Here is an 11,303-nt window from a genome sequence, read left to right as displayed (position 1 = left end):
CGCCATGTATACTGTTGTTGGTGCCGTTAAATCACGCGCATTTCGCGTGATGTGGATGCTTGAGGAGATCGGGGAGGACTACGACGTCATCCCAGCCGCCCCCCGGTCGGACGACGCGCTGAAGTACAACCCCCTTGGCAAGGTGCCCGCGCTTGTGGACGGGGACCATGTGCTGACGGATTCAGTGGCGATCATGACCTATCTGGGCGACAAGCACGGCAAACTGACCGCGCCCGCGGGCACACCTGCCCGCGCGGCACAGGATGCGATCACCTTTTGGCTGATCGACGAATTAGACGCAGTCTTGTGGGCGGCGGCAAAACACAGTTTCGTCTTCCCCGAGGACCAGCGTGTTCCTGAGATCAAGGACAGCCTGAAGGCGGAATTCCTGCGTGCTTCCGGGAAGTTGTCAGAACAAATCACCGGGCCTTTCCTGACCGGCGATCAGATGACCCACGCGGATATTCTTGCCGTTCATTGCATCAACTGGTCCGTGGGCGCAGGATTTCCGAAGGTGGACAAGAAGTTGTGGGAATGGGCATCGGGCCTGCGCGACCGGCCTGCGTTCAAGGCGGCGCAGGCGCGGGGGTAGTTGCGGCCCATTGCGCTGCGTTCAGCCCGGCCCAGCGCCCTGTCGCCAGACAGGCGGTGATCAGGTAGCCGCCCGTGGGTGCCTCCCAATCAAGCATCTCTCCGGCGGCGAAGACGCCCGGCATGTCGCGCAACATCAACCCATCGTTCAGCGCCGAAAACGGGATGCCGCCCGCAGTCGAAATGGCTTCGTCCATGGGGCGCAGCCCTGTATGTGCTATTGGAACGGCCTTGATCAACCGCGCCAGCGCGCGCAGGCCATCCGGCAGGGGCCGTGCCATTTCCTGCAATAGCGCGATCTGCTGTGGCGGCAGGCCCAGCACCTTGCGCAGATGGTTGTTGAGGCTCGCCTTGCCGCGCGGTTTGCTTAACCTTGCGGTAACCTCGGGCACAGAGAGGTCGGGCAGCAGATCGAGGTGGAGCGAATGTCCCTCGCGCACCCCGCGCGATACCGAATAGATGCCGCCACCTTCAAGTCCACGCGCCGACAGTGTCGCCTCCCCGCGTGAGGCATAGGGGCCGGCGGACCATGCAACACCTTTAAGCGGCGTACCGAAATGCTTTTTCATATGCACCGACCAGTCCACGGCGATCCCTGCGTTTGCCGCCGCAAAGGGGGCCACACCAATGCCGCGCGCCTGCAGAACCTCCGCCCATTCGCCCGTAGACCCAAGGCGCGCCCAACTGGCGCCGCCCAGCGCCAGAACAGTCACGTCCGGCCGCACCATCTGGGGCCCCTGCGGCGTCTCGAACAGCAGCGCATCTGCGTCCCACCCCTGCCAATGCCAGCGTGTGTTGACCTGCACCCCAAGCGCGCCAAGCCGCCCCAACCACGCGCGCAGCAACGGTGACGCTTTCATCGCAACAGGGAAAACCCGCCCGGTGGACCCGGTGAAGACCTCCTGACCCAATTCGCGCGCCCATGCCTGCACCGCTTGCGCATCAAACGTATCCAGCATCGGCGCTAGGGGGCCGCGCGCTTCGGCAAAGGCTTCGCTGAAGGCTGTCGCCGCTTCGGATTTGGTCAGGTTCAACCCGGATTTCCCAGCCATCAGGAATTTGCGCCCGACGGACGGCTTCGCCTCGCAGATGGTGACCTGCAGACCGGCCTGCGCCATGACCTCGGCCGCCATCAGGCCTGCCGGACCTGCGCCAATGACTACCGCATGGGTCATGGACCGGCTTGCGGGATTCCGCCTTTGATCTCTACCACCCGCTGCGGATAGGGGATTTCGATGCCCGCGTCCTTCAGCGCGTTCCACACCAGAAACAGCACGTCCGACGTATATTTGTTTGGTCCGTCGTCCAAACCGTTGACCCAGAATTCGACTGCAAAATCCACGCCGCTGTCGCCAAAGCCGCGCAATTCGCAGTCCGGGGGGTAAGGCGCGTCCAGCACCTCCGGATGCGTGGCGACCGCTGCCTCCACCAGCGCGGGCACGGTGTTGATATCGGTGTCATAGCTGACGGAGAACGGCGCCTCGTATCGGTTGGCGGAGCCGCTGTCGGAATAATTCGCCACGCGCGTGGTGATGAAATCCTCGTTCGGGATCACGATCCAGCGGCCATCGAAGGTCTCCAGAATGGTGGCGCGGGCCATCATCTTGACGATCGTGCCTGCCTCCCCACCGTCCAGTTCAACAAAATCACCGACGGTCGCCTGCCCTTCCAGCAGCAGGATCACGCCGGAAATGAAGTTGGAGGCGATCTTTTGCAGGCCGAAGCCAAGACCCACGCCGATGGCACCGCCCAGAACCGCAAGCGCGCTGAGGTTGATGCCCATGATGTTCATCAGCAGGATGAACGCCACGCCGAAGATCGTGAATTCCACCGTCTTGATCAGCAACTGCCGGATGGAGGGGCGCATTTCCTCATTGCGGGAAATGATCTGCGTGGATTGCTGGTTGGACCATTGCCCCAGCCAGAACAGGAGCGCCCCGGCAATTGCCCCGCGCACGATGGAAATCAGGGAAAACTGAATGTTCCCCACACCAACGACGGATTCGGACAGCGCCAGTGTCACCGTGTCCAGCAAACCGAAGGTATAAAGCGCCATGATCGGCAAAAGGACATAGCGCCCCAGCACCTTGAGAAACGCATCCGTGACAATGTCGCGGACCAGCGCGCGGGCAGCCAGAAACAGGAACACCCGCTTGCCGAAGGCGATGACTGCGCCACTGTCAAAGAGCGACCGCACGATGCTTTCCCCGATCCCGGTCAGCCCGTAAGCCAGCAAAGGTGTGATCAGCGGCAGGAACCGCAGGACAAAACGACGGGGCGTGGCGAGGATGCTGGTGCTTTCACCCGGATCGACCAGCCGTTCCAGCGCGGGTCGCACCCGCCCGGAGATCACCAGCGCCAACAGATAGGCCGCCACCAGCAGCGCGAATTGCGACCATGCGGCCGGGCTGAGCAGCCACGTCAGCGCCAGTTCATAGCCTTGCAATGCATATCCTGCCGCCTGTTGCACGATTTCCGGTTGAGAGGAGAGATCGAACTCCATGATGGCACCTTGTCTTGTGGCAGGATCGCGCCATCCTCTTGCCTGCCCTGCTCGCCCGGATCAAGGTTTTTGCAATGACTGACCCAATTTGCCCGCTGTGTGAGCGCCCGATCCCCAAAGGTGTGCCGCAAAGCCTGCACCATCTGATCCCCAAGCTGAAAGGCGGCAAGGGCGGGCCTGTCGTGCTGATGCACCACATCTGCCACCGCGAGGTCCATGCCACGCTGTCGGAGGCGGATCTGGCACGGCACTACAACACGCCCGAAGCGCTGCGCGGTCATCCGAGGCTGGCGAAGTTCGCGGCCTGGGTTGCGAAAAGGCCGCCGGAATTCCGCAGCAAGGTGCCGGGCAAGCGGCGGGGGCGTTAGGGGGTCTTGCCGCTGCACAGCGCCTTGATGCCCGCCGCGATCTCCGGCTTGGCCGCAAGGGTGTCGGCGGCCAGTTCACGCGCGTGGGACATCAGGTCATCTGGTGCCACGACGCGGTCGATCAGGCCATAGGACAACGCTTCGTCGGACGTGATCTTTTGACCGCCCATCAGAATGAGCTTGGCACGGGCCGGGCCGATCAGGGCGGCCATCCGGCCCGGATCGGAGGGTTGCGGCAGAAAGCCGAGCTTCATTACGGGATAGAAGAACTTTGCCCCCGGCACCGCGATCCGCATGTCGCAGGCCAGCGCCATACCCATCGCCCCACCCGCGAGGGTCCCGTTCAGCGCTGCGATGCTGAGCCCCGGCAGGGCGGCGACGGCGGACGACAGCCGCTCCCACACGTCAGAGGTCGCGAGGCCTGCGCGGGCTTCGTCAAGGTCGGCGCCGGCACTGAATACACGGCCCGTCCCGGTCAGCAGCACCACCCGTGCGGAGTGTGCCGTTTCCATGATTTCGGCCAGTTGGGTCAGCATGGCATGGGTCAGCGAATTGGCCTTGTCGGGGCGGTTGATGGTAACGGTCCACAGATCCCCCTCCTGCGTGCATTCGATCATGTCAGGCCGATCTCCTTGCGGATGCCTTCATCGCGCAGCGATATTTCCTCGCCCCGGAACCTGTCGGCTGCGGGTGAACACATCCACAGCAGGGCGCGGGCGGGCCATTCGGGCGGGACATGGTCGGACCAGTCCAGTTTGCTGACCGGGTTGATCCCGCTGGCCTTGATTTCACGCTGCATCTGGGTGGCCACGGTCCCGGGTGACAGGCCGATTGCGCGAATGCCGTTTTCGGCCTCTTCCAGATGCAGGCACCGACCCAGCATGTTGACCGCCGCCTTGGAGGAGCAATAGGCGCTCCAAGCCTCAATCGCGTTGTGGGCCGCCCCGGAGGAGATTGTCAGTACGGAACCGCCACCGCGCGCTTTCATCGCGGGCAGGGCCGCGCTGATCCCGTTCATCACGCCTTTGAGGTTGATGTCGATCACCTGCGCCCAGGTGTCCGGATCGGCGTCGGCGATGCGGGAGATCGGTTCAATCACACCGGCGTTGTTGATCAGCACGTCAAGACCGCCGAAAGCCCCGACCGTTGTCTCAACCGCCGAGGACATCTCCTGAAAACGGGCAACATTGCAGGGGATCGCGATGGCGTGCGCGCCGATCTCTCCGGCGATCTCGGCGATGGCGTCCTGCGACCGCGCCAGCAGTGCCACGTTCGCGCCAGCCTGCGCGAATGTTCGCGCGGCTTCTGCTCCGATGCCGCGGCTGGCTCCGGTGATCATCACTGTTTTGCCGGTCATATCCATGGCGGTTCCCCTTTTGCGTTTCCAACGGTCGTTTTGCATCTGGCACTGGCCCTGTGGTAGTCCTCGCTTAACTGAGGGTCCACCCTTGGTATCGTCACGACGATGCCTTATTTAGCAATCAATGGTGCGGCCGAAATATCCAAACAAGGAACAGATAATGCGCAGATACTCTCCAGCAACTCTTGCTTTTGCCCTGCCCGTCACGCTGGCGGCGCAGATGGCTGCCGCCGATCTGACCCCGGCGGAGGTCTGGGGCGACTGGCGGCAATACATGGAGGGGATGGGATATACCGTCACCGCGGAAGAAACCACGGATGGCGGCGTATTGACGGTCAGCGGGATCAGCTTCGGCATGCAGTTCCCCGACAATCAGGGTGAGATGGCCATGGATGTGGGCACCATCCGTTTCGAGGATCAGGGCAACGGCACCGTGGCCATCGTTCTGCCGGACACCATGCCCATCACCATGGATGTGGCCCCCCCCGCGGGCGAAGGTGAGCCGGGCAAGATGCAGATGGACCTGACGCAGACCGGCCACAAGATGATCGCCAGCGGCACGCCCGATCAGATTACCACGACCTATACCGCGCAAAGCATGGGCATCAACATGAACCAGTTCGAGGTCGACGGCACGACCCTGGGCGATGATGTGATGCGGATGAATTTCGCCATCAACGGCGTGACCAACACCACCACGATGACCGACAAAGGCGATTTGCGCGGCTATGACCAGCAGGGCACCATGGACGCGATCACATTCGATTTCTTCGTCGAGCCGCCGGATGAGCCCGCAAAAGTCGGTGCGCAGGGCGGTGTTCAGAGCGTGGCCTACACCGGCACCGGCACCATTCCCGGTGGGCAGGTCGAGGCGGCAGACATGTCCCGGATGATCGCCGCGGGTTTCGACGTGACCGGCACTTTCACCTACGGCAACGGCCAGACGGACGTCAACGTGAACGATCCGCAAGGCGGTAGCGTGGCGGCGACGACTTCTTCGGATGGGGGCACGCTGAAGTTTCAGATGGGCGCGGGCGGCCTTGGCTATGACGTGGAGCAGACCAATACCAAGCTTAGCGCGACGCTAAGCGAATTGCCTTTTCCGATTGATATGAGCATGGCCCGTTCTGCCTTCAACGTGGTGATGCCGGTTGGCAAATCCGACGATCCACAGGACTTTGCCTTTGGCATGGCGTTGCAGGATTTCGTCATGTCCGACATGATCTGGGGCATCTTCGATCCGACGTCACAACTGCCACGTGATCCTGCGACCATTGCGCTGGATCTGACGGGTCAGGCGAAGATGTTCGTCGATTTCTTCAGCCCCGACAGCGCCGAAATGCTGGCGACCCAGACCCCGGGCGAATTGCAGTCGCTCAAGATGAACAACCTGACAGTTGATGTTGCGGGCGCGCGTCTGGATGGCACGGGCGATTTCGCTTTCGACAACACGGACATGACAACCTTTCCCGGCATGCCGAAACCCGTGGGCGAGGTGAACCTGAACCTTGTGGGCGGGAACGGTCTGCTGGACAAGCTGGTGGCCATGGGACTGCTGCCGCAGGATCAGGCCATGGGCGCACGGATGATGATGGGGCTGTTTGCCGTGCCGGGGGATGCACCCGATACGCTCAGCTCCAAGATCGAGTTCAACGAAGAAGGTCAGGTGCTGGCCAACGGTCAGCGCATCCAATAGGCGCCCGCGCCGCAATGAACGGGGCGTACCGGTGTGATGCGCCCCGTTTTGCGCCCTCTCCCTTGCCTCCTTGGCGGGCAGAGCTTAGGTCCACCCCATACGGAAAAGGACACACGGCATGACTCAGCCCCTTGATGCGCTGACCGATCAACTTTTGCAGGCCGCCAACCGCGCGGGCGCGGATGGGGCCGATGCCAAGGCCGTGCGCGCAAGCTCCGTTTCGGTGGATGTGCGCGAAGGTGCGTTGGAACAGGCCGAACGGGCCGAGGGTGTGGACATCGGCTTGCGGGTCTTTGTGGGGCAACGGGTGGCATCGGTATCGGCTTCTGACACCTCTGCCACCACCATAACGGAAATGGCCGAGCGTGCCGTGGCGATGGCCCGTGAAGCCCCCGAAGATCCCTTTGCCGGGCTTGCCTCAGCCGATCAGCTGGCCAAGGACTGGGACATTGCCGCGCTGGAGTTGTGTGATCCGGCGGATGAACCCACACCGCAAACGCTGCAGGAGGACGCCACCCGCGCCGAAGCTGCCGCGCGTGCGGTGGAGGGTGTTTCCCAAGTCCAGTCCGCCAGTGCCTATTACGGCTATCAACGGGCGCATCTGGCAACATCGAATGGATTTTCAGGGGGGTATGACCGCACCGATCGCGGCCTGTCCTGTGTGGCCATCGCTGGTCACGGGACCGGGATGGAGCGGGACTATGACAGTGACAGCCGCCTTATCCAGTCGGACCTGCGCAGCGCCGAAGAGATTGGCGCGCGTGCGGGTGCCCGCGCGGTGGAACGGCTGGACGCGCGCAAGCCGCCGACCGGGGCCTATCCGGTTCTGTTCGACGAACGGGTTTCCTCCAGTCTGATCGGGCATCTTCTGGGTGCCGTGAATGGGGCATCCATCGCGCGCGGGGGGTCGTTCCTGCGCGACAAGATGGGGGAATTGGTGCTGCCAGAAGCGCTGTCCCTGACCGAAGACCCACATCGGCCCCGGACCAGCGGATCGCGGCCCTTCGATGGAGAAGGGCTGCCGACCCAAAAGCGCATGATCGTCGAAGACGGTCGATTGTTGGGCTGGACCCTTGATCTGGCGAATGCGCGCAAGCTGGGCATGACGCCCACGGGGAACGCCACCCGGCCCACCGGGTCCGGGCCGTCACCGAGCACGTGGAACGTGGCGCTGACGGAAGGAAGCGCCAGTCGGGCGGATCTGATCCGCGACATGGGTGAGGGATTGCTGGTCACCTCGATGATCGGCAGCACCATCAATCCCAACACAGGCGATTATTCACGCGGGGCAGCGGGGTTCTGGATCAAGGATGGGCAGATCACCCACGCGATCAACGAATGCACCATTGCGGGCAACCTCAATGACATGTTGCGCGCCATGATCCCGGCCAACGATGCGCGCGCGCATCTCAGCCGCGTCGTGCCGTCGCTTCTGGTACCGGGAATGACCCTTGCCGGCGCATGACCTGCCCCTTTTGATTGACGCGGCCCGCATCGCCGGGCGGGTTGCCACCAGCTTTGCGGGCAAGACCGCGCTGCGCTGGGACAAACCGGATGACGCAGGTCCCGTGACCGAAGCCGATTTGGCCGTGAACGATCAGCTGCGCACGACGCTTGGTCTTGCACGCCCCGATTATGGCTGGCTGTCCGAGGAGAGCGAGGACAGCACAAGTCGGTTGAACCATGACCGCGTCTTCATTGTCGATCCCATCGATGGCACGCGCAGCTTTGTCGAAGGGGGGCGCACCTGGGCACATGCCATCGCCGTGGCCGAGAAGGGAGAGGTCACCGCCGCTGTGGTCTACCTTCCGTTGCGCGACAGGCTCTATGCGGCGGCCAAAGGGCAGGGCGCGTGGTTGAATGGTGTGCCGATCCGGTGCGCCCCCGCAAGGGTGCTGGCGGATGCGACGGTGCTGGCGGCCAAGCCTGCGCTTCATGCGCACCATTGGAAATCTGGAGCAGCCCCGACGTTTGAACGCAGCTATCGCCCCTCGCTTGCCTACCGGCTGGCGCTGGTGGGGGCGGGACGCTTTGACGGGATGATCACCTTGCGGCGCAGTTGGGAATGGGACATTGCCGCCGGGGCGCTGATCGTGACCGAAGCGGGTGGGCGCATTGGTGACCGCAAAAGCCTGCCCTTGCGCTTCAACAATCCCGATCCCTGCCTTGACGGCGTGATAGCAGCAGCACCTGACGTCCATCACGCATTGTCCACCGCCCTTGCGTGAGCGCGCCCTTCTGGATACCTCCTGAGGCAATGTATTTGCATGAGGAGACTTGAATGACCCAACGCCTGCACCTTGTTTTCGGGGGCGAACTGGTCAGCCCCAGCGAGAACGTGTTCAAGAACGTGGATGATCTGCATGTCGTGGGTATCTTCCCCAGCTACGACGCCGCATATGATGCGTGGAAAAATGAGGCACAGCGCACGGTGGACAACGCGCATATGCGGTATTTCATCGCGCATCTGCACCGACTGCGGGATGAAGAGACCGAAGCCTCCGCCACCGAAGAACTGGGTTGAGATACGCATGGCCGGGTCGCTCGGGCTTGCTGCGTACCGCGCGCTTGTGCGGCGCTCGGATGCGCCCGGGCCTGATCCCATGGGGCCCCGGCCCAATGGTGAAGTGTTGTGGATCCATGCGGGCGAGCCAAGCAATATGCTTGCGATTCAGGATCTTGCCGCGCGCCTGATCCGGTCTCGTCCCGGGCTGCATGTGCTGATCACGTTGCCACCCGACGGCAACGCCGCAGCCCTGACCCGCGATGATCTGCCCCTGACCCTGACCCGGGCGCCGAGCGAGCATGAGACCGGCGTCACCCGCTTTCTGGATCACTGGATGCCGGGGGCCGTTATCTGGGTCTGGGGTGGGTTGCGCCCCAATCTGATCCTGGAGGCTGCCGCCCGCATTCCGCTTTTCCTGATTGACGCCGACCCGAAGGGCTTCACCCGCAGGCGGGACCGCTGGCTGCCTGACATGACGCAAACCGTGCTTAATCAATTCACCAAGGCCAGCGCGCGCAGTGCGGAGGGGCAGACCCGCCTTGAACAGATGGGACTGGACCGCGAGCGGCTTTTGCCCGCGAGCGCGTTGCTTGCCGGAGGCGAGCCGCTGCCGTGTGCCGATTCCGATCTGGCGGAGCTTACGGCGGCGCTGGGTGGCAGGCCCGTCTGGTTCGCCACACAGGTACACGGGGCCGAGACGGCCACCGTTCTTGCCGCACACGCCAAGGCCCGGCGCATGTCGCATCGATTGCTGCTGATCCTGCAGCTTGCAAAACCCGACGACGTGGCACCGGCGCTGGCGGCGACCGAAGCCGATTTCAACCTTGCCCTTTGGGACGAGGGACAATTCCCCGATGAAAATACCGACGTTCTGATCAGCGAGGACGCGTCAGATCGTGGTCTGTTCTTTCGTACGGCTCCGGTGTCGTTCCTGGGATCATCGCTGGTGCCGGACAGTATCGGGTGTGACCCCCTTGATGCCGCGGCCCTTGGGTCGGCCATCCTTTATGGGCCAAAAGTGCGGCACTTCCTGCCGTCCTACACCCGGCTGGCGGCGGCGGGGGCTGCGCGCATTGTCAATGACACCGATGGTTTGGGCACCGCCGTGTCGCGGCTGATCGCGCCGGACCAGGCCGCGACAATGGCCCATGCGGGGTGGGACGTGATTTCAAAAGGGGCCGCGCTGACGGACAGCGTCAGCGATCTGGTACAGGATGCGCTCGATCAATCCATGGGGCGCGCGTGACCCGCGCACCTGCTTTCTGGCACCTGCCGCATCCAGACTGGCGGGCGCGCGCCTTGCAGCCGCTTGGGGCGCTTTATGCGAGGGCAACAGCACGCCGGTTGGCACGGGGCAAGCGCCTGAAGCTGGATGTACCGGTTATCTGCGTGGGCAACATCAACGCAGGCGGCACTGGCAAGACCCCCACCGTCATGGCCGTGGTCGAACGGTTGCGCGATCTCTATCACACGCCGCATGTCATATCCCGGGGGTATGGCGGGACAGTGGAAGGGCCTGTGCAGGTGGACCCGTCGCGTCATCGCGCCAGCGACGTCGGGGATGAACCTTTGCTGCTGGCGGCCTTTGCAGAGGTTTGGGTGGCACGCGACCGGGCTGCGGGGGCGCAGGCCGCCGTGGACGCCGGGGCCAGTGTGATTGTTCTGGACGATGGGTTCCAGAACCCTGCATTGGCATATGATCTGAGCATTGTTGTCGTGGATGCTGAAAAGGGTTTCGGCAACGGGCTTTGCCTGCCTGCGGGGCCATTGCGAGAGCCCGTCGCGACGGGTCTTACACGGGCCGATCTGCTCTTGTCGATTGGCGACAAGGCGGCGCAGGCGGAGTTCGATACATCACAGGTCCCCACCGCCCTGCCCCATGTCCGCGCCACCCTTGAACCCTTGCGCACGGGTATGGTGTGGGAAGGCATGCGCGCTCTGGCCTTTGCGGGTATCGGCCATCCTGAAAAGTTCTTCGTCACACTGCGGGGTCTTGGTGCCGAGTTGGTTCACGCCGAGGCGCTGTCGGATCACCAGCCCTTGACGCCTGCGCTGATGGCGCGGCTGGAGGCAGATGCGATCGCGCGTGGCGCGCAATTGGTGACGACCGAAAAAGACGCCGTGCGCCTGCCTGCGAAATTCCGAAGCAAGGTGATCACATTACCTGTGCGGCTGAGCCTGCCGCCGGAAAACGCGCTTTTCGATGCTTTGAACGCGCTGCCCAAACCGGGCTAGGCCGGAAATTCAGAAAACTTTCGACAGCGCTCCTTCAAGGAAAG

At 63.3% G+C, this 11,303-nt stretch carries 12 protein-coding genes; 8 read left to right on the top strand and 4 right to left on the bottom strand.

Going from position 1 to position 11,303, the window contains the following annotated elements; translation table 11 throughout:
* The first annotated feature begins 4 nt into the window (after nt 1-4).
* The gene (locus AB4X18_RS10465; RefSeq protein WP_370400029.1) at nt 5-592 is read left to right on the top strand and encodes a glutathione S-transferase family protein; all 588 of its coding nucleotides are present in this window, start codon (nt 5-7) and stop codon (nt 590-592) included.
* Here AB4X18_RS10465 and AB4X18_RS10460 read toward each other — a convergent pair.
* Both AB4X18_RS10460 and AB4X18_RS10455 read right to left on the bottom strand, forming a co-directional pair.
* Complete coding sequence (locus tag AB4X18_RS10460; protein ID WP_432817375.1) at nt 567-1,766, bottom strand: TIGR03862 family flavoprotein; 1,200 nt, start codon at nt 1,764-1,766, stop codon at nt 567-569. The genes AB4X18_RS10465 and AB4X18_RS10460 overlap by 26 nt on opposite strands.
* Nucleotides 1,763-3,094 carry a mechanosensitive ion channel family protein gene (locus tag AB4X18_RS10455; RefSeq protein ID WP_432817374.1) on the bottom strand — a complete coding sequence of 444 codons (1,332 nt, stop codon included), beginning with the start codon at nt 3,092-3,094 and terminating at the stop codon, nt 1,763-1,765. The genes AB4X18_RS10460 and AB4X18_RS10455 overlap by 4 nt, the downstream gene beginning before the upstream one ends.
* A 74-nt stretch (nt 3,095-3,168) precedes the next feature.
* Between AB4X18_RS10455 and AB4X18_RS10450 the strand changes: the two genes are divergently transcribed.
* Nucleotides 3,169-3,462 carry an HNH endonuclease gene (locus AB4X18_RS10450; RefSeq protein WP_370400028.1) on the top strand — a complete coding sequence of 98 codons (294 nt, stop codon included), beginning with the start codon at nt 3,169-3,171 and terminating at the stop codon, nt 3,460-3,462.
* On the opposite strand, the gene AB4X18_RS10445 is transcribed toward AB4X18_RS10450, so the two are convergent.
* Both AB4X18_RS10445 and AB4X18_RS10440 read right to left on the bottom strand, forming a co-directional pair.
* Nucleotides 3,459-4,079, bottom strand: coding sequence for an enoyl-CoA hydratase/isomerase family protein (locus tag AB4X18_RS10445; RefSeq protein WP_370400027.1), 621 nt, complete (start codon nt 4,077-4,079; stop codon nt 3,459-3,461). The two genes, AB4X18_RS10450 and AB4X18_RS10445, sit on opposite strands and share 4 nt — an antisense overlap.
* Complete coding sequence (locus AB4X18_RS10440) at nt 4,076-4,936, bottom strand: SDR family oxidoreductase (RefSeq protein ID WP_432817417.1); 861 nt, start codon at nt 4,934-4,936, stop codon at nt 4,076-4,078. The genes AB4X18_RS10445 and AB4X18_RS10440 overlap by 4 nt, the downstream gene beginning before the upstream one ends.
* A 46-nt stretch (nt 4,937-4,982) precedes the next feature.
* Between AB4X18_RS10440 and AB4X18_RS10435 the strand changes: the two genes are divergently transcribed.
* From AB4X18_RS10435 to lpxK, 6 genes are all read left to right on the top strand, one after another.
* Nucleotides 4,983-6,518 (top strand): DUF2125 domain-containing protein, encoded by a 1,536-nt coding sequence (locus tag AB4X18_RS10435; protein WP_432817373.1) that lies wholly within the window; start codon nt 4,983-4,985, stop codon nt 6,516-6,518.
* Between the two features lie 118 nt (nt 6,519-6,636).
* Entirely contained in the window at nt 6,637-7,983 is a 1,347-nt protein-coding gene (locus AB4X18_RS10430; protein ID WP_432817372.1) for a TldD/PmbA family protein, read from the top strand.
* Nucleotides 7,970-8,746, top strand: coding sequence for an inositol monophosphatase family protein (locus tag AB4X18_RS10425; protein WP_432817371.1), 777 nt, complete (start codon nt 7,970-7,972; stop codon nt 8,744-8,746). The genes AB4X18_RS10430 and AB4X18_RS10425 overlap by 14 nt, the downstream gene beginning before the upstream one ends.
* Before the next feature lie 53 nt (nt 8,747-8,799).
* Complete coding sequence (locus tag AB4X18_RS10420) at nt 8,800-9,042, top strand: DUF4170 domain-containing protein (protein ID WP_370400023.1); 243 nt, start codon at nt 8,800-8,802, stop codon at nt 9,040-9,042.
* A 7-nt stretch (nt 9,043-9,049) separates the two neighbouring features.
* Nucleotides 9,050-10,270 (top strand): 3-deoxy-D-manno-octulosonic acid transferase, encoded by a 1,221-nt coding sequence (locus AB4X18_RS10415; RefSeq protein ID WP_370400022.1) that lies wholly within the window; start codon nt 9,050-9,052, stop codon nt 10,268-10,270.
* The gene (lpxK, locus tag AB4X18_RS10410; RefSeq protein WP_370400021.1) at nt 10,267-11,259 is read left to right on the top strand and encodes a tetraacyldisaccharide 4'-kinase; all 993 of its coding nucleotides are present in this window, start codon (nt 10,267-10,269) and stop codon (nt 11,257-11,259) included. Before AB4X18_RS10415 ends, lpxK begins: the two co-directional genes overlap by 4 nt.
* Nucleotides 11,260-11,303: the final 44 nt, after the last annotated feature.

This window comes from Sulfitobacter rhodophyticola, assembly GCF_041281685.2.
In the GTDB taxonomy this organism is placed as follows: domain Bacteria; phylum Pseudomonadota; class Alphaproteobacteria; order Rhodobacterales; family Rhodobacteraceae; genus Sulfitobacter.
The sequence above is the reverse complement of the archived record's forward strand: the minus strand, read 5'-3'. Positions and strand labels throughout refer to the sequence as shown.